This is a genomic window from Sorangium sp. So ce117 (assembly GCF_051524395.1).
GTDB lineage: Bacteria > Myxococcota_A > Polyangia > Polyangiales > Polyangiaceae > Sorangium > Sorangium cellulosum_B.
In genome coordinates, this window is sequence record NZ_CP150309.1 from 9,038,992 (window position 1) to 9,056,736 (window position 17,745).

Annotated in this window: 13 protein-coding genes; 6 read left to right on the forward strand and 7 right to left on the reverse strand. The window is 71.8% G+C overall.

Going from position 1 to position 17,745, the window contains the following annotated elements; all coding sequences use genetic code 11:
* Window positions 1–81: 81 nt before the first annotated feature.
* Window positions 82–294 carry a twin-arginine translocase TatA/TatE family subunit gene (locus tag WMF46_RS33865; protein WP_044966375.1) on the reverse strand — a complete coding sequence of 71 codons (213 nt, stop codon included), beginning with the start codon at window positions 292–294 and terminating at the stop codon, window positions 82–84.
* 342 nt (window positions 295–636) lie between these two features.
* On the opposite strand from WMF46_RS33865, the gene WMF46_RS33870 reads away from it, so the two are divergent.
* The 4 genes from WMF46_RS33870 (at window position 637) to WMF46_RS33885 (ending at window position 4,813) form a co-directional block, all read left to right on the forward strand.
* Complete coding sequence (locus tag WMF46_RS33870) at window positions 637–1,296, forward strand: hypothetical protein (protein WP_437980981.1); 660 nt, start codon at window positions 637–639, stop codon at window positions 1,294–1,296.
* A gap of 102 nt (window positions 1,297–1,398) precedes the next feature.
* Window positions 1,399–2,043 (forward strand): DUF2760 domain-containing protein, encoded by a 645-nt coding sequence (locus tag WMF46_RS33875; RefSeq protein WP_437980982.1) that lies wholly within the window; start codon window positions 1,399–1,401, stop codon window positions 2,041–2,043.
* Entirely contained in the window at window positions 2,040–3,917 is a 1,878-nt protein-coding gene (locus tag WMF46_RS33880; RefSeq protein ID WP_437980983.1) for an Hsp70 family protein, read from the forward strand. Before WMF46_RS33875 ends, WMF46_RS33880 begins: the two co-directional genes overlap by 4 nt.
* 17 nt (window positions 3,918–3,934) lie before the next feature.
* Window positions 3,935–4,813: a transglutaminase family protein gene (locus WMF46_RS33885; RefSeq protein ID WP_437980984.1), complete on the forward strand. Its 879-nt coding sequence runs from the start codon at window positions 3,935–3,937 to the stop codon at window positions 4,811–4,813.
* 178 nt (window positions 4,814–4,991) lie between these two features.
* On the opposite strand, the gene WMF46_RS33890 is transcribed toward WMF46_RS33885, so the two are convergent.
* Window positions 4,992–5,447 (reverse strand): hypothetical protein, encoded by a 456-nt coding sequence (locus WMF46_RS33890; protein WP_437980985.1) that lies wholly within the window; start codon window positions 5,445–5,447, stop codon window positions 4,992–4,994.
* A gap of 794 nt (window positions 5,448–6,241) precedes the next feature.
* On the opposite strand from WMF46_RS33890, the gene WMF46_RS33895 reads away from it, so the two are divergent.
* Window positions 6,242–7,573, forward strand: a complete 1,332-nt coding sequence (locus WMF46_RS33895; RefSeq protein WP_437980986.1) for an amidohydrolase family protein — start codon at window positions 6,242–6,244, stop codon at window positions 7,571–7,573.
* 119 nt (window positions 7,574–7,692) lie between these two features.
* Here the strand turns inward: WMF46_RS33895 and WMF46_RS33900 are convergent, their stop codons facing one another.
* From WMF46_RS33900 to WMF46_RS33915, 4 genes are all read right to left on the reverse strand, one after another.
* On the reverse strand, window positions 7,693–10,134 hold the full coding sequence (locus tag WMF46_RS33900; protein ID WP_437980987.1) for a GH36-type glycosyl hydrolase domain-containing protein: 2,442 nt from the start codon (window positions 10,132–10,134) through the stop codon (window positions 7,693–7,695).
* Window positions 10,135–10,327: 193 nt separating this feature from the next.
* Window positions 10,328–11,299 carry an aldo/keto reductase gene (locus WMF46_RS33905; RefSeq protein WP_437980988.1) on the reverse strand — a complete coding sequence of 324 codons (972 nt, stop codon included), beginning with the start codon at window positions 11,297–11,299 and terminating at the stop codon, window positions 10,328–10,330.
* 250 nt (window positions 11,300–11,549) lie between these two features.
* Window positions 11,550–12,203, reverse strand: a complete 654-nt coding sequence (locus WMF46_RS33910; RefSeq protein WP_437980989.1) for a hypothetical protein — start codon at window positions 12,201–12,203, stop codon at window positions 11,550–11,552.
* A 498-nt stretch (window positions 12,204–12,701) separates the two neighbouring features.
* Complete coding sequence (locus WMF46_RS33915) at window positions 12,702–13,211, reverse strand: OmpA family protein (protein ID WP_437980990.1); 510 nt, start codon at window positions 13,209–13,211, stop codon at window positions 12,702–12,704.
* A 205-nt stretch (window positions 13,212–13,416) separates the two neighbouring features.
* Here WMF46_RS33915 and WMF46_RS33920 point away from each other — a divergent pair, with 205 nt between their 5' ends.
* Window positions 13,417–16,290: an Hsp70 family protein gene (locus WMF46_RS33920; protein ID WP_437980991.1), complete on the forward strand. Its 2,874-nt coding sequence runs from the start codon at window positions 13,417–13,419 to the stop codon at window positions 16,288–16,290.
* A 196-nt stretch (window positions 16,291–16,486) separates the two neighbouring features.
* Here WMF46_RS33920 and WMF46_RS33925 read toward each other — a convergent pair whose 3' ends face one another.
* Window positions 16,487–17,401, reverse strand: a complete 915-nt coding sequence (locus WMF46_RS33925) for a hypothetical protein (RefSeq protein ID WP_437980992.1) — start codon at window positions 17,399–17,401, stop codon at window positions 16,487–16,489.
* Window positions 17,402–17,745: the final 344 nt, after the last annotated feature.

Here is a 17,745-nt window from a genome sequence, read left to right on the forward strand (position 1 = left end):
AGACGCACCCCAGCGAGCGTCGACCGACGTCGGCGCTCGATCGCCCCGATCGCCCCCGAACGCCACGTTCCAGCGCGGGCGCTACACGGGCTTCTGCGTGTCTTCTTGCTTCTCTTCGGGCTTCGCCGGCAGCTGCTTGGCGGGATCCTCTTCCTCGTCGTCGCGGATCCCCTTCTTGAAATTCCGGATGCCCTCGCCGATCCCCTTCCCGATGTCGGCGATCCTCCCCGCGCCGAAGAGGAGCAAGGCGAGGCCGATGAGCAGGGCGATTTCGAGCGGTCCGATGCGGCCCATAGCGTTGATCCCTTGAAGGCTGCCGCGCGCTCGGCGGCAGGTCGGCGGGCCACGGCCCGGTTTGCGTCGACCCATACCACCCATCCTCCGCACCGGCAATGCAGCGGTTCGAAGCGCTGAGACCCGTGCTAGGCTCGCGCACCGGCTTCGCTGGAGGAGAGACGAGGCGCGTATGCGCCCGCTCACTCCGCCAGCGGTTCACAAATCAAGACCGGCTCGACGACCCACACGGGATCGCCGGCCGGCCGGCCCGGACGCCGGCCTCGGATGAGGCCGGCGGTGATCCATGGCTTGAGCCCTCGCAGGCTTCGCGACAGTCGACACGGGGAAAACACGATGCCGATGAACCGCTTGAATCGAAAGGCAGCGCATTGTCTGGCAGGAGCGTCGGTGGCCGCGGCGGTGCTCGCCGGCGCCGCCGGGCGCGCGAGCGCTCAGGAGGCGAGCGAGGGCGACACGGTGAGCGTCGACGGCAAGGGGATCGTCGGCGGCGCGCTGCTCGGCGGCGAGGTCGTGATGCTGACCATGGGGGCCATCGGGGTCGAGCGCGCCTGGCCGTACCTCGTGTTCGGCGGGCTCGGCGCGGTGGGCGGCGGCGTCGCCGGCTACTTCGTCGAGGCGGCGGATCCGCCCGCGGAGGTGCCGCTCTACATGCTCGCCGGCGGCATGGCGCTGGTCATCCCGACCGTCGTCGTCACCCTGAACGCCACCGCATACAAGCCCCCCGACTCCGACCAGAGCGAGCCGATCCGCAACGAGCCGGCCGCCGAGCCCCCGCAGCCGGGGATCAACGTCCAGCTCACGACGGACGCCGCGCAGATCCTCCGGCGGGCCCGCTGGGAAGAGCCCCGGCTCGGCCTCGTCGACATCACGCCGCGCCGGGTCGCGCTCGGCGTGCCCGCGCTCTCGTTCAAGCCGCTCTACTCGCAGGACGAGATGTTCAAGTTCGGCGTGGCGCAGGGGCATGAGGTCCGCGTCCCCGTCCTCCGGGCGACCTTCTGAGGGGCCCGGGGTCGCCCCGGGCGGCGGCGGCGGGGCAGGCGCCCCCCTGCCCCGCGCGCCGGTCTCTGTGCCGATCCCTACGCTCGGCGTTAGGCTCTCGCCGTGGCCGACCTCCACGATCCTCCGCTCCCCTGGTCCACGCGGCTCTGGTTCGCCTTCGCCTGCTTCTTCCGCGTGCTGTTCGATTCCCAGTTCGCCGCGCGGGCCTGGCAGGCGCGCGCGGCGGCCGCCGCCCTGCCGCCGGCCGAGCGCGCTGAGCCGCGACGGCTCGAGCGAGATGGAGCAGGCCGCGCGCCCGCCGCCCCCGAGGCCGCCGCGAGCGAGCCCGCCCCCGCGCCGGTCGCCGCCCCCGCGCCGGTCGCCGCCCCCGCGGCGAGCTCGGCGCTCCAGCTGCTCTCGCTGCTCCAGCGCGAGGGGCGGCTCGTCGACTTCCTCGAGCAGGACATCGCCTCGTTCGGCGACGCGGACGTCGGCGTGGCGGCGAGGATGGTCCACGAGGGGTGCCGCAAGGCGCTGCGCAGCCACGCAAAGCTCGCGCCCGTGCGGCGCGAGGACGAGGGGGAGAAGGTGACGCTCGAGGCCGGCTACAACCCCTCCGAGATCAAGCTCATCGGCAACGTGTCCGGGACCGCGCCCTACAGAGGGGTGCTGCGCCACCGGGGCTGGCGCGCCGACGACGTCTCGCTGCCGACGCCGGTCGCCGGCCACGACGCCAGCATCATCGCCCCCGCGGAGGTCGAGCTATGAGCGCGCGCTACATCATCGGCATCGATCTCGGCACCACCCACTGCGCGCTCGCCTACGCGCCCCTGCCCGAGGACGGAGCCGACGCGCGGCTCACGCCGTCGCCCGAGGTGATGGCGGCCCCGCAGCTCGTGGCGCAGGGGACGCTCGAGGCGCGCCCGCTCCTGCCCTCCTTCATGTACATCCCTCACGAGAGCGAGGGCCCCCAGGCGCTGCCCTGGGACGCCGAGCGGCGCTTCGCCGTCGGCGAGCACGCCCGCGCGCGCGGCGTCGACGCGCCGGCGCGCCTCATCTCGAGCGCGAAGAGCTGGCTCAGCCACGCTGGCATCGACCGGCGCGGCTCGACGCTCCCGCTCGGCGCGCCCGAGGACATCGAGAAGATCTCGCCCGTCGAGGCGTCGTGGCGGTACCTCGAGCACCTCACCGAGGCGTGGGATCACCTGTTCGCGAAGGACGATCCGGCGCTCGCCCTCGCGAAGCAGGAGCTCGTGATCACGGTGCCCGCGTCGTTCGACGCCGCCGCGCGCGATCTCACCGTCGAGGCCGCGAGCGCCGCGGGGTTCGAGGACCTCACCCTGCTCGAGGAGCCGCAGGCCGCCGTGTACGCCTGGATCGACGCGGCCGGCGAGGCGTGGCGCAAGCACCTCCAGCCGGGCGACGTGCTGCTCGTGATCGACGTCGGCGGCGGGACCACCGACTTCTCCGCGATCGCCGCGGTCCCGCGCGACGGCTCGCTCGAGCTCGTCCGCGTGGCGGTCGGCGACCACATCCTGCTCGGCGGCGACAACATGGACCTCGCGCTCGCGCACGTCGTGAAGGCGAAGCTCGCCGCCGAGGGCAAGGAGCTCGATCGCTGGCAGATGTCGTCGCTGACCCACGCCGCGCGCGTCGCCAAGGAGCGGCTGCTCGGCGATCCGTCGATCAGCGAGGCGCCGATCGCGATCGCCGGCCGCGGCTCGAAGCTGCTCGGGGCGGCGATCCGGACCGAGCTCACGCGGGACGAGATCACCCGGACGCTCGTCGACGGGTTCTTCCCCGAGGTCCCCTCGTCCGCGCGCCCCGCGACCCGCGCGCGCGCCGGCCTGACGCAGCTCGGCCTCCCGTACGCGCAGGACCCGGCGATCACCCGCCACCTGGCCGCGTTCCTGGGGCGGCAGGCCGGCGCGACGTCGAAGCTTCCGGGCTTCGCCCCGCAGGGAGGAGCGAACGCCGAGCCCGGCCGAGCGCCGCTCCTCCTGCACCCGACGGCGGTGCTCTTCAACGGGGGCGTCATGAAGAGCGCGGCGCTGCGCGAGCGGCTGGTCGCGACGCTCGGCGCCTGGCTCGAGCAGGACGGCGCGCCCCGGCCGCGGGTGCTCCCGAGCGACGACCTGGATCTCGCGGTCGCGCGCGGCGCCGCCGCCTACGGCCTCGCGCGGCGCGGCCGCGGGCTCCGGATCCGCGGCGGGACAGCGCGGGCCTACTACGTGGGCATCGAGGGGGCCGTCCCCGCGGTGCCCGGCCTGGAGCCGCCGATCACGGCGCTCTGCCTCGCGCCGTTCGGCATGGAGGAAGGCACCGAGGCGACGCTGCCGCCGCAGGAGTTCGGCGTGGTGGTCGGCGAGCCGGTGCGCTTCCGCTTCTTCAGCTCGTCGGTGCGCCGGGATGACCAGGCCGGGACCGAGCTCGAGAGCTGGAAGCCCGGAGAGCTCGAGGAGCTCTCGCCGATCGAGGTCACCTTGCCCGCGGAGGGCCGCCGGGAGGGCGACATGGTGCCGGTGCAGCTGCGCGCGTCGGTCACCGAGGTGGGGACGCTGCTCCTGGAGGCGATCCCCCGGGAGGCGCAGAAGCCGAACGAGCGCTGGCGGATCGAGCTGTCGGTGCGCGCCGAGGCATGAGCACGGGGGTGCCCGACATGGCACCGACGATTCGCAGGCTCCGCGTCGTCCATTCGACGAGATACACCTACGATCGCCCGGTGGAGCGCAGCGTGCACAAGCTGCATCTCTGCCCGGTGCACGACTGGGATCAACGGGTGCTCTCGCACACGCTCACGATCGATCCCGGCGTGACCACCATGGAGTTCGAGGACGTCTTCGGGAACCGGGCCACACGCTTCGAGATCAACGCCCCGTATACCGCGCTGACGATCTCGGCCGACTCGACCGTGGAGCTCTGCGACGCCGATCCGTTCGCGTTCGCGAAGAAGAAGATCCGGCCCGCGTTCCCCCTCGTCTGGATGCCGTGGGAGCAGGCGATCATCGCGCCGTACGTGCGCCCGGCGGAGCTCCCCGACACCCGGCTCCAGGCACTCTTCGATTACGCCATGTCGTTCGTCGAGAAGAACGACGCGGACCTGATGGAGACGCTCTTCGCGATCAACTTGACCCTCTTCCGCGAATACCAGTACGTGCCGGGCTCGACGAACCTCGCGACCACCCCGTATGACGTCTTCGTGAACCGGCGCGGGGTCTGCCAGGATTTCGCGAACCTGTTCATCTGCATGGCGCGGCTGCTCGGCATTCCGGCGCGCTACGTGTGCGGATATCTCTATACCGGCAACGTCGGCGCGAGCCGCGCCGGCTCCGACGCGACCCACGCGTGGGTGCAACTCTACATCCCGAACATCGGCTGGAAGGGGTTCGACCCCACGAACGGCGTGCTGGCCAGCCTCGACCACGTGCGGGTCGGTTACGGCCGCAACTACATGGACGTAACGCCGACAGCGGGGACGCTCTACACGGCCGCCGCCGAGACAATGAACGTCGATGTGACGGTGAGCGAGGTCGACTAGGTCTCTCCGCGGGATCGCCCGCCCACCGACAGGCGCCTGTCGCGCCGAGCCCACAGCGACAGCGGAGAGCGCGAAACAGCGGCCGCGGGCGAGGCAGGCGTCCCGCCCCTCCCTGCGGCCGCAGCACGAATCGCCGAAGGTCGCACGGACGGATCCGCGAGACCTCGGCGCGTCGCGATCACTGGCCGTCCTGGAGACAGGCGGTGCCCTGTTCGATGCACGCGCCCTCAGCGGTGGTGGCCGCCGCGGTACCGCACGCCTCGCACTCGGCGTCCGGTGCCTCGTCCGAGTTCGGGTCGCACGCGGCAAAGCAGGGGTCGCCCTCCGCCGCGCCACACGTCTCGCAGATACAATCCGTAACCGCCTGGTATTTCGGAATCGAGGACTCGCAAAGGTCCGCCGGGTCGGCGTTGGCCACGAGAGGCGCCGAGCAGGTCACACACGCGTCGCTGCCGCCCGTGCCGCCGCCACCGCCCTCGCCGCTGCCGCCCTCGCCGCTGCCGCCCTCGCCGCCCGTGCCGCCGCCGCCACCCTCGCCGGCCGAGCTGCTCGCGGTGGTCCCGCCGCCCGTGCCCGTCTCGGTGTCGTCCCCGCAACCCGCGGAGAAGGCGGTCGCGCCAAGGATGAGAGCCATCGAGCCAATGCTGACAAGATTAATATTACGCATGTTGTCCTCCGGCGCGCTCGAACGAGCGCCCGTCGTCGATCGTCGCTTCGTCTGTCAGTCCCAAGGGGACTCGCCGGTCGCGACAACCCCCGCGTGCCGGCGGCGGCACACTACTCCACCCAGGCTGTGACGCTCAACTATCTTCCATGCGGCGCTCGAAAACAGCTGTCCGCGCCTCGCCCGGTCGAGCGACCCCAAACACCATGGCATGAGCGTTGAGGACGAGCCCACCAGCGCCCGCGGCTCGGGGATCGCCCGACTCCGACGCCCGGACGAAACCACACCGAAATCACGCGTCGCGAACCGCGGGCATCGCCGTGGCCGGGGGCTCGCGGCTCACGCTCGCGGCGAGCGTCGCAGCGAATGCCGCAAGTCGCGAGTTCCGAGCCTCCTTGTGCTCCACGGAACGCCGCGCCGTCGCCGGGATCGCCGCCGCCCGCGCCGTGCGCTGACCGCAGCGCTGCGCCATCTCGATGCCTCGCGGGAATCTGGAGATGGCGGCGAACGTCGCCCGGAGCGCGCGCCTTCGACGACTTGAAGGTGGAAGTTGGAAAGCGCTCGTGACAGCGGCCCTTGAGCACGGATCTGCTATGATCAGAGGCGCGGCGCCTGCATCGCGCGCGATCGCAGAGCCCGGCCTCGCGCTGCGATCGCGCGCGACGGGCGCCAGCGATACGGCCCCACGCGCGCCGCGAAGCGACGGCGAGGCGCGGGGCTCGTCGCGCGTCACGGGGGAGGGCACGATGGGCATTTGTTTGCGCGTGTTGCGCGTATTGCGCGTGTGTCTGGCGGCGACGCTCGCGGGCCTGTGCGCCTGCGCGAGCACGTCCGTGCAATGGCCCTCGCCGGAAGGGCAGCCGAAGCTCCCGCCCCCACGGGAGATCAACGCCGTCGCGCGGCCGGACGCCGCGCGCTGCACAGCGATCGTCGGGGCCACGCTCATCGACGGCCGGGGAGGGCCGCCCGTGCGCGACGCCGTCGTCGTGGTCCGCGGCGACCGCATCGTCGCCGCGGGCGCGCGCGGCGCCACCGACGTCCCGGCCGGCGCGGAGGTCGTCCCGGGCGTAGGGCTCTCGGTGCTGCCCGGCCTCATCGACGCGCACTTCCACCTCGACGCCGATGACGGGCTGCCCGGCGTCGTCCTGCAGCGCGGCGTCACCTCGCTGCGCGAGCCGGGGAACTGGATCGAGGCGTACGACGCCGCGCGCAAGCTCGGCCCGACGCCGCGGCTCTTCCTGGCGGGGCCGCTGCTCGACGCGCCGTATCCGGCCTATCCGGAGAGCGCGATGCTTGTGCGCGACGCGGCCGAGGCGCGCTGGGCCGTCGATCAGCTGGTCGAGCGCGGGGCGTCGGCGATCAAGGTCTATTTCCGCCTGCCCCTCGGGCTCGTCGAGGAGGTCGCCAAGGCCGCGCACGCGCGCGGGGTGATCGCCGTCGCGCACCTCGAGACCGTGGACGCCGCGGCCGCGGTCCGCGCCGGGCTCGACGGCATCGAGCACATCACGTCGCTCGGCACGGCCCTCGTGCCGCCGCGCGAGGCGGAGCGCTACCGCCAGTCGGTGATCGCCGACAACGACGCGCGCTTTCCGGGGCGCTTCGAGGTCTTTCGCGGCATCTCCCTCGGCGCGCCGCGGACCCGAGCGCTGCTCGGGCTGCTCGCGGCGCGGGGCACCTTCCTCACCCCGACGCTCGCCATCTTCGAGCGCCGCGCCGGCGACGCGGGCGCGACGGAGACCCAGGTGCGCGGCTTCGAGAACATGATGAAGCTCACCCTCGCGGCGCGCCGCGCCGGGGTGCGGGTGGTCGTCGGCTCCCACGGCAAGGCGCCGGGCGCCGAGCGAGGGTGGGCCTACCAGCACGAGATGGAGCTGCTCGTCGAGAGCGGCCTCTCGCCCATGGAGGTCCTCGTCGCTGGCACGCTGGAGAACGCCAGGTACTTCCGCGCCGACGACCGGCTCGGCAGCGTCGAGCCGGGCAAGCTCGCCGACCTCGTCCTGGTCGAAGGCGACCCGCTCGCGGACATCCGGGCGATGCGCCGCGTGAAGCGGGTCATGCTGAACGGGAGGTGGGTCGGCCCAGCTCAGGCCGAGTGAGCCGCACGCGCGCTCGCCGCCGCGGGCTCGGCGCGCGCGTTACGTGGAGTCGCGCGGACAGGGCGAGCGCACGCGGAGCGCGCCGCCGCCATCGCGCGGCGCGCTCCGACAGAGGGCCTTCAGCCCATCTCGATCTCGACGCGCACCGTCGAGCCGGCCGGCGACAGGGGAATCACGTTCCCCGCGACGGTCTTGCCGTCCACGGTCAGCTTCTTCACGCCCTTGCACACCCCCGAGTTCTTGACGCTGATCTCGTAGGTGGCGCCGCGGAAGCGGCGGGAGATGGAGAAGCTCTTCCACGCCTTGGGCACGCAGGGATCCAGCTTCAGGCCGTCGTACTGGGGCTGCACGCCGAGGATACCCTGGCTGACGGACACGAACGTCCAGGCCGCGGTGCCGGTGAGCCAGGCATTCTTGGCTTCACCGAAGACCGGGGCGTCCTTGCCGGCGATCATCTGCGCATAGACGTAGGGCTCGGCGCGATAGGTCTCGATCTGGCTCTCCTTGGCCGAGGGGCAGATGGAGAGATAGTACTCCAGCGCGCGCTCGCCTTCGCCCAGGAGGCACCAGCCGAGGTGGATCCAGGTGTTGTTGTGGCAGAAGATGCCCGCGTTCTCCTTCACGCCCGGCGGATACGAGGTGACCTCGCCGAGCTCGAGGTGATAGGTCGAGTACGCGGGCTGCTGCAGCACGATGCCGTTCTTCGTGTAGAGGTGCTTGTGCACGCTCTCCATCGCCTGCTTGGCGCGGCCGTTGTCGGCGCCAGCGCCGCCCAGGACGCACCAGCCCTGGCTCTCGATGAAGATCTTCCCCTCCTCGTTCTCCTTGCTCCCGACAGGCCGGCTCTCGGCGTCGTAGGCGCGGCGGTACCACTCACCGTCCCAGGCCTCCTTCTCGACAACGGCCAGCATCTCGGCGTACTGCTCACGCATGCGCGCGGCGTCGGACTTCTGGCCCGTCCAGTCGTACAGGGCGGCCATCTCGCGGCTGGCATAGAGGAAGAGGCCGGCGATCATCACGGACTCGGCCTTCGAGTCCTTCACGTCACCCGCGGTCTGGAAGCTCTCGTTGGGCTCGGTGCTGAAACAGTTCAGGTTGAGGCAGTCGTTCCAGTCCGCGTGGCCGATCAGCGGCAGGCCGTGCGGGCCCCGCTTCTTCATCGTGTAGGCGATGGACGTCTCCAGGTGGTGAAGCAGGTCCTCCTTGGAGCCCGGCTTGTCGGCGTAGCCCACCGCCTCCTTGAGGATGCCCTTGTCGCCGGTCTCCTTGATGTACGCGCACGTGGAGAGGATCAGCCACAGGTGATCGTCGTAGAAGTCGCCGCCGATGTCGGCGTTCCCCTTCTTCGTCAGCGGCTGGTACTGGTGGTAGCAGGTGCCGTCGCTGAGCTGGGTGGCCGCGATGTCGAGGATGCGCTGGCGGGCGCGCTCGGGGACGAGGTGCACGAAGCCCAGGAGATCCTGGTTCGAGTCGCGGAAGCCCATGCCTCGACCGATGCCGGTCTCGTACATGCTGGCCGACCGAGAGAGGTTGAAGGTCGCCATGCACTGGTACTGATTCCAGGTGTTGAGCATGCGTGTCGCGTGCTCGTCCGGGCAGTCGGCCTGGAAGTTCGAGAGGATCCCGGCCCAGTCCGCCTTCAGCTGAGCGAACGCGCCGTCCACGACGCCGGGCGCCGAGTACTTGGCCAGGATCTCCTTGCCCTTCTGCTTGTTCAGGACGAAGGGCGCCTTGAACTTGGGCAGGTCCCCGTGATCCACGTACGAGAGCACGAAGCTCAGCGTCTCGCTCGCGCCGGGCTCGAGCGAGAGGCTCACCTGGTGGCTGCCGATCGGGTTCCAGCCAAACGCCTTGGAGTTCGTGGCCTTCCCCTTGGCCGGCACCTGGGCCTCGTGGAGGCCGTGGTGGACGCTGCCGCAGAAGGCGTCACGGCTCGTGTCGAAGCCGTCGATGGCGCGCGTGCAGGCGAAGAGCGTGTAATGGGACCGGCGCTCGCGGAACTCGGTCTTGTGGTAGATGGCGCTCCCCTCGATCTCCACTTCGCCGATGGAGTAGGTGCGCTGGTAGTTCGTCATGTCGTTGAGCGCCTCGAAGAAGCAGAACTCCTGATAGGAGAACAGCTGGATGTCCTTCTTCGCGCCGCTCTTGTTGGTGACCCGGGTGCGCCAGATCTCCACGTTCTCGCCGGGAACGATGAAGTAGAGCACCTCCACCTCGACGCCGTTCTTCTCGCCCGTGATCTTCGTGTAGCCCAGGCCGTGGCGGCACTCGTAGCGATCGAGGGCCGTCTTGAGGGGCTTCCACATGGGGTTCCACACGACCCCGCCGTCGTTCACGTACAGGTAGCGCCCGCCGAGGTCCATCGGCACGTTGTTGTACCGGTAGCGCGTGAGCCGGCGCAGCTTGGCGTCCTTCCAGAACGTGTAGCCGCCCGCCGTGTTGGTGCAGAGGCCGAACATCTCGTCCGAGCCCAGGTAGTTGAGCCAGGGCAGCGGCGTGTCGGGCCGGGTGATGACGTACTCGCGGCTCTCGTCGTCGAAGTGGCCGTACTGATTGCTCATGGACGCGCGGTCTCCGTGGATAGCGACAGAAAAAAACCCGGAGGCAGCGCTGCCCCGGGTCGGATAAGCCGTTATTTGTCAGGCCTGGGGCCTCCGAGCGAGCTCAGAGGGCCGCCACTCTAGACCCCGGCACCTCCGCTTGTCAACCGGGCCTGGGGGCGCGCCTCGCTCGCAGAGCCACGTATCCGCCGCTTCAACCTACCTTGAACGTGTCGTAACGGCCGGCGCGCGGCGCGACGCGCGCCTCCAGCGCGGCGCGCTCGGCGGGCGGCATCGGGAAGGAGAGGGACCGCGCGCCCAGGTTCTCGCGCACCTCGGCGATCGACGAGCAGCCGATGATCACCGTGTCGGCGTGGCTGGCCGCGTAGTGGATGAGCTCGCTCGCGCTCGCGGCGCGATCCTGGAGCAGGCGGCCCGCGGCCATGATCTTCATGCCGATGACGCCGACGCCGCGCCGCCGCGCCTCCTCGACCACGGTCGTCAGGAACGGGAGCCGCGCCGGATCTGCGGGGTTGACCGCGCAGAGCACGGTATCCACAGGATAACGCCGCATCGCCTCCAGGAGGATCCGCGGGTCGTGGTGGCCGGTGATCCCGACGTGGCGCACGCGGCCATCCGCCCTGGCCTGCTCCACGGCCTCGATGGCGCCCCGCTTGCCGAAGATGGCGTCGAGCTCCTCGATCTCCCGCAGATCGTGCAGCTGCCATGAATCGAGGTGGTCTGTCCCGAGCCGACGCAGGCTGTCGTCGAGCAGCCGCAGCGCGCCGTCGCGATCGCGCGCGTGGGTCTTGGAGGCGAGGAAGACCTGCTCGCGCGCCTTCGGGCCGGCGGCGCGGAAGGCTTCACCGTAGTAGTCCTGGCTCTGCTGGTATGCAGGCGCGGTGTCGCAATACCTGACCCCGAGGCGCAGGGCCTCCAGGATCACGGGCACCGCCTCGCGGTGACGGCCGGTCGTCCGGAGGATCCCCTCGCCCCCGAGCGACACCGGCTCCACCTGCGCGCCCGTCCGCCCGAGCGTGCGCGACGGCGCCTCGCCGGCCGCAGGCGCCGCAGGCGACGGGCAGCCGGCCGCCCCGACCGCCACGGCCGCTGCGGTCGTGGCGACCGCTCCCAGCACGCCACGACGGCCACCGTCGGCACTTCCCGTCTCGCTCGGCTCGCGCATACGGCCCTCCTTGGAGAGGACTCTACCAACCGACAGGTCGAACGTAAACCGAGGCCTGGATCTTCGGCGAGAACGGCGCCGACGCCGCGCGCGCGGCGAGGGTCCGGCGCTGGTGGTACGCGCGATGTCCGGCCTCGCGCCGGGCACGGCTTCAGGCCTCGGCAGAGCCGAGCTCAGCGGGCCACCGATTCGACCGCCCACGACCTCATGGACGAGCCTTGGGCACGCGGAAGTGGCCGCCAGTCACTCGCTACCACCGGTCGTCGGAGTCGTCGTCGTCCGACCGATCGTCGTCCTCGAACACCAGCCTGCCAATCACCACCTGGCGCACCGTCGTGGCGTAATAGGCCGTGACAGCGGCCGTGCTCCAGGTGTGCCCGACGATGGTTTTCGAGGTGTTCGTGTAGAGCCGCATCGTCCCGTAGCCGGCGCCGGAGGCCCCCCGGCCGCTCGAGGCGTACCTGGAGTCGGACGAGCCGTGGTGCGTGCTCGTCGAGTCGACGATGCTCACCTCGAACTGGAGTGTGCCCGCGACGAGGGGTGTGACGGGGAGCTTCGCCCTCGGCGTCCGGCGGAGTATCGCGACGTGCCCGGTCGACGACTCGCCAGCGGGGTAGCGGATGGCGATGATGTCGGCGGCGCGCGCGTCCTTGGGGTCGTGGATCCTCTCGAATCCGTTCTCCTCGACGATGGCGTCGTAGTAGGCAGCCGCGCTCGGGCTCCGGCTGCCCAGCCAGTCGTTGAGCGACGCTTCGGTGAAGCCGTAGCCCCGCTTGAGCAGCTCCGTCAGGAAGCTGGCGCACTGCGTCCGGTTCGCGTAGCGCCGCGCGCCGGCCACGCCGGCCCAGCTGATGAAGCTGGGGCTCGATTTGTATTCGTTGTTCTCAGGGCTGATGTTGTCCACGAGGCTCTCCGCCCACCTGAGATGGTCGGCGTGATGCGCATCGGCGGTGCGCGGCGAAAGCCACGCGAGCCCCGGAAGGACGAGACAAGCGATCTCCAGCATACGACGACGAACGCTCGCCATGATCCACCTTGCAATGCAGTGAGTTGCTCGAACTGGCGCGTCGCACTCAGCGCGCGGATTCCCGTGATGTATTAAGTACGATCGAGAGGCGCCGTTCAATGCAAATTTGCAGCACAATCATCTTTGGGAGTCGCTTGTCCCACAGGCGCACAGACGGACAGACGGACAGACGGACAGACGGACAGACGGACAGGCATCCTCGCGCTCGCGCGCCTCGGCACGCGCCGACGTCGACGAAATCAGTCGATTTCGAATGAGGGTCTGTGTTAACCTGGCCTGTTGTTCCGATGCCCGGATGGCCGGGGGAGCAGGCGCGGGGAGGAGCGTGTCGGACCTGGAGCGACGAGCGGGCGGCCTCGATCGGCCGCCAGCCGGTCACTTCGACTTGATGCGGAACTCCACGCGCCGGTTCACGGCGCGGCAGCCCTCGTCGTTCGTGAAGCAGAGCGGCGCGCCGGCGCCGTACCCCGGCGCCGTCATCGGCGTCGCGACGCCGCGCTGGACGAGGTAGCGGACCACGGCGTTCGCGCGGCGCTCCGACAGCTTGATGTTGTGCTCCACGCTGCCCTGGTTGTCCGTGTGCCCCTCGACCGTGAGCGCGGTGATCTCCGGGTGCGTCCGCAGGATGTTCGCCACCGCGTCGAGGACCGAGAACGACTCCGGCCGGATCTCGTCCTTGTCGAGGTCGTAGAAGATCGGCCGGGCGATCTTGATGCGATCCCCCTCGATGACCGCCTCGGCAGGCGCCGCCGGCTGGACGGCCACGGGAGGAGGAGGCGGCGGCGGCGCCGCGCTCGCCGCCACCGACATCTCGGTCTTCGCCGACCCGCACCCCGCCGCAAGGGCGCCCAGGACCACAAGCCAGATCGCTCGCTTCGCTCGCATTTCGCGGCTCTAGCACGGGGAATCGCCCGGAAGAACCGGAACAAGTACGCCGACCCCGCCTACGGCTCCCGCGCGGGCGCACGCGACCGGAGGACGGGGGCGGCGGCGGTGCGCCCTGCGACGCCCCCCCGCGCGAGCCGGCGCGGCGGCGCGCCGGACCTGCGGAATGCGCCGCGGCGATCCAGTATCGTTGCTGCGCGCACGCATGTCCGCCCCCGCGAAGAGCCCGAGCCTGATCGTCGGAATCGACCTCGGCACCACGCACACCGTCGTGGCGTGGGCCGAGCGCGACGCCGATCCCGGTGCGATCCGCGTCTTCTCGATCCCGCAGCTCGTGACCGCCACCGAGATCGAGGCGCGCCCGCTGCTGCCGTCCCTGCTCTACGCGCCCCTCCCCGGCGAGGCGCAGGCCGATCCTTTCGGCGACGCGCCCTTCGCGATCGGCGAGCACGCGCGCCGGCGCGGCGGCGAGATCCCCGGGCGGCTCGTCGCCTCGGCGAAGAGCTGGCTCTGCCACCCCGCCGTCGACCGCACGGCGCCCATCCTGCCCTGGGGCGCGGCCGAGGAGGCGGCCTCCCTGCCGCGCGTCTCACCGCTCGACGCGAGCGCCCGGATCCTCGCCCACGTGCGGCGCACCTGGGACGACGCGTTCCCGGAGCGCCCGCTCGCGGCCCAGGAGGTCGTGCTTACCGTGCCGGCCTCGTTCGACGAGGTCGCGCGCGAGCTGACGGTCGAGGCCGCCCGCCGCGCCGGCCTCTCGGCGCGGCTCCTCGAGGAGCCTCAGGCCGCGTTCTACGACTTCATGCGCCTCGCCGGCGCGGACGGCCTCGATGCCCTGCTCGAGCGCTCGGGCGGCCAGGCGATGGTCCTCGTCTGCGACGTCGGCGGCGGCACGACGGATCTCTCGCTCATCCGGGTCGCTCGGGGCGCCGGCGCGGCCAAGGGCCACCCCGAGGTCTCCCGCGTCGCGGTCGGCCACCACCTCTTGCTCGGCGGCGACAACATGGACCTGGCGCTCGCCCACCTCTGCGAGCCGCGCCTCGTGGGCGCAGGGGAGAAGCTCGACCCGGCGCGCTTCGGCCAGCTCGTGCTGGCCTGCCGCGCCGCCAAGGAGCGCCTGCTCGCCGGCGGGGCCTCGTCCGGCGGCGCCGACAGCGCCGCGCCTTCGCCGCGGGACGACGCGCCGGTCACGGTGCTCTCGCACGGCGCGCGGCTCGTGGGCGGCGCGCTGACGACGCGCCTCGGCCGCGACGAGGTCGAGGGCGTCGTGCTGGACGGCTTCTTCCCCGAGGCGCCGCGGGACGCCCGGCCGCAGCGCGGGCGGAGCGGGCTCGTCGCGTTCGGCCTGCCCTACGAGCGGGACGTCGCGATCACCCGGCACGTGGCCTGGTTCTTCGCGCGCCACGCCCCGGAGGCGCGAGGGCCGACCGCGCTGCTCCTGAACGGCGGCGTCTTCCGCGCCCGCCGCGTCGCGGAGCGCCTCGCGCAGGTCGTCGAGCGCTGGGGCGGCCCGCCGCTCGATCTGCTCCCGCACGCCGACCCCGACCTCGCGGTGGCGCGGGGCGCGGTCGCGTATGGCCTCGCCCTCGCGGGCCGCGGCGTGCGCATCGAGGGAGGCGCGGCGCGCGGCTACTACGTCGGCCTCGAGCCGCCCGCCGGCGGGGGGCCGCGGCCGGCGGTCTGTGTCGTGCCGCGCGGCGCGAAGGAGGGCAGCGTCCACGCGGCGGCCGGGCGGACGTTCGCGCTCGTCGTGGGGCGCCCGGTGCGGTTCGACCTGTTCGCGTCGGACGACGCGCGCGCCGATCGCGCGGGCGACCTCGTCCCCCTCGAGGACGACCGGTTCGAGGCGCTGCCGCCGATCGCGGTGGCGTTCGACGCGGGGGACGCGGCGCGCGCCGCGATCGGCAAGCAGGCGGAGGTGCGGGTGCAGATCGAGGGAGAGCTCACCGCGATCGGCACCCTGGATCTCGCCTGCGTCGAGGTGGACGCCGCGGCGCCGCGCCGCTTCCGGCTGGCGTTCCAGCTGCGCGAGGATGGCCGCGGCGCGCGCGCGACCGAGGCCGAGGGAGGCGCGCCGGGCGGCGCCCCGGCGGAGCGGGCGCAGGCGAGGCCTCACGCCGCGGCGACGCCGGGCGGCAAGCGCCTCGACGAGGCCCGGGAGGCGATCGAGCGGGTGTTCGGCAAGGGGCGGCCCGACGTGGCGCCGCGGGAGGCGAAGAACCTCGTGCGCGAGCTCGAGCGCGTCCTCGGGGAGCGCGCCACCTGGACGACGGAGACCGCGCGGGCGCTGCTCGACACCCTCGTCCCGAGCGCGCGCTCGCGGCGGCGCTCGGCCGATCACGAGCGCGTGTTCTGGTCACTCGCCGGCTACTGCCTCCGCCCCGGGTTCGGCGACGCAGGCGACCCGGCGCGCGTCGCCGCGCTCGCGCCGCTCTTCGCCGAGCGGCTGGCGTTCCCGCAGGAGGCGCGCTCCTGGCAGCAGTTCTGGATCGCCTGGCGCCGCATCGCGGGCGGCCTCGACGAGCCGCTGCAGGTCGCGATCCGGGATCTGGCGGATCCGTTCCTGGCCCCGGCCGAGCAGCGGCTGAAGAAGCCGAAGGGGGTGAAGCCGGAGGCGCTCGACGATCTGCTCGAGCTGTGCGCGTCGCTGGAGCGCGTGCCCGCCGGCCGGCGGAGCGAGCTCGGCGCGTGGATCCTGGAGCGCACATGGACCGACCGCGACGCGCGGCTCTGGGCGGCGATCGGCCGCCTCGGCGCGCGCGTCCCGGCCTACGCCAGCGTCCACCACGTGGTGTCACCGGCGGCGGCCGAGCGGTGGATAGACCACCTGCTGCGCGAGAAGTGGCAGGAGCTGCCGTCCGCGGCGCCGGCCGCGGTGCAGCTGGCGCGCAGGACCGGGGACCGGGCGCGCGACGTCTCGGACCGGGTCCGCGGCGATGTGGAGCGGCGGCTCGTCAAGGTGGGCGCCCCCGAGGCGTGGCTCAAGGCGGTGCGCGAGGTGGTGGCCGTCGAGGAGTCCGAGCGCGCGGCGTTCTTTGGAGAGGGGCTGCCGGTGGGGCTGCGGCTTGTGAGCGAGTAGGGAAAGCCCTTCTGCGCGCTTCGAGGTCCACTGGCGACCTCACTTCCAGAAAGAGCAGGCGCCGCCCACACCCCCGCAGACCACCTCCGGGCTCAGGCGGTCTCGGGTCGAGATTCCGTCGCTCGGCGGGTGATCATGGCAGAGATCGCCGCCGCAGCGTTCAGCGGCGAAGTCGGCCCCTGAACTGCACCCCGCTCTACTCGCCGGAAGCCGCCTCGATGCACGCATCGAGCTCCGGAGTCGCCCGCCAGCCGCACTCGCCCGACGCGCCCCGCTCGCACACGCTGTGCTCCTTGTAACACCCGTACTCCTCGAGCCACTCGCACGTGGTGACGATATCCGCACCCTTGTCCGCGCAGATCTGCCCGCTGCAGCCCGTCGCCACGCACGGCGCAGCCTCGCCGCCGCCGATGCACGCTTCGAGCTCCGGCGTCGCCCGCCAGCCGCACTCGCCCGACGCGCCCCGCTCGCACACGCCGTGCTCCTTGTAGCACGCATACTCCTCACGGTACTCGCAGGTCGTGGCCACCTCCTCATCGGCGCAGACCTGACCGCTGCAGCCGGTCACCACGCACGGGGCAGGCTTGTCGCCGCCAATGCACGCCTCGAGCTCCGGCGTCGCCCGCCAGCCGCACTCGCCCGACGCGCCCCGCTCGCACACGCCGTGCTCCTTGTAACACCCGTACTCATCGCGCCACTCGCAGGTCGTGGCCACCTCGTCATCGGCATCGGCGCAGACCTGACCGCTGCAGCCGGTCACCACGCACGGCGCAGGCTCACCGCCGCCAAGGCACGCCTCGAGCTCCGGCGTCGCCCGCCAGCCGCACTCGCCCGACGCGCCCCGCTCGCACACGCCGTGCTCCTTGTAACAGGCATATTCCTCCCGGTACTCGCAGTCCGTGACCACGTCCTCGTCCGCGCAGACCTGGCCGCTGCAGCCGGTCACCTGGCACGAGACCGGCTCGCCGCCCGCCACCCCACCTCCCCCAGGGCCTTCCCCCCCGCCCTCGATCGGGCCCTGACAGCCTTTGCCCTTGGCGCCGGTGAGCAAAGGTACGAAGAGCACGAGCATCGCAACGACAAGTCGGTGACGTTTGCTGAAAAGATCCATCGTCAAGCCTCCTATCAAATAGTGACGAACCTGCCATTCGGCAGCCGCAGGCGCCAGGATTCACACCTCGTGCCAAGCACGGCACCGGCGCATCCCCACGCATCCCCGCGCGCAGACGCGATGCTCCCGGGGTGACGAGCGGCTGCCCACAAGCCGCGTGAGCCGCCTCCAGGTCATGAGAGCTCACCCCGGGATCAGGGCATCGAACATCGCCACGGCGCACGCCTTGCGGGCAGGCCCATGACCGCCGGCAGCCCGCCGGCCGCACACTCTGGCACAAGCCACGGGAATACCCGCAAATTCCTTGGATCTTCCGTGGGGTTCCGCATGGCCCGTTATTTGCT

What these genes read in the sequence shown, in the direction of transcription:
- WMF46_RS33865 (WP_044966375.1), bottom strand. Translation starts at nt 294, where the DNA reads ATGGGCCGCATCGGACCGCTCGAAATCGCCCTGCTCATCGGCCTCGCC.
- WMF46_RS33870 (WP_437980981.1), top strand. Translation starts at nt 637, where the DNA reads ATGAACCGCTTGAATCGAAAGGCAGCGCATTGTCTGGCAGGAGCGTCG.
- WMF46_RS33880 (WP_437980983.1), top strand. Translation starts at nt 2,040, where the DNA reads ATGAGCGCGCGCTACATCATCGGCATCGATCTCGGCACCACCCACTGC.
- WMF46_RS33885 (WP_437980984.1), top strand. Translation starts at nt 3,935, where the DNA reads ATGGCACCGACGATTCGCAGGCTCCGCGTCGTCCATTCGACGAGATAC.
- WMF46_RS33890 (WP_437980985.1), bottom strand. Translation starts at nt 5,447, where the DNA reads ATGGCTCTCATCCTTGGCGCGACCGCCTTCTCCGCGGGTTGCGGGGAC.
- WMF46_RS33900 (WP_437980987.1), bottom strand. Translation starts at nt 10,134, where the DNA reads ATGAGCAATCAGTACGGCCACTTCGACGACGAGAGCCGCGAGTACGTC.
- WMF46_RS33905 (WP_437980988.1), bottom strand. Translation starts at nt 11,299, where the DNA reads ATGCGCGAGCCGAGCGAGACGGGAAGTGCCGACGGTGGCCGTCGTGGC.
- WMF46_RS33915 (WP_437980990.1), bottom strand. Translation starts at nt 13,211, where the DNA reads ATGCGAGCGAAGCGAGCGATCTGGCTTGTGGTCCTGGGCGCCCTTGCG.
- WMF46_RS33920 (WP_437980991.1), top strand. Translation starts at nt 13,417, where the DNA reads ATGTCCGCCCCCGCGAAGAGCCCGAGCCTGATCGTCGGAATCGACCTC.
- WMF46_RS33925 (WP_437980992.1), bottom strand. Translation starts at nt 17,401, where the DNA reads ATGGATCTTTTCAGCAAACGTCACCGACTTGTCGTTGCGATGCTCGTG.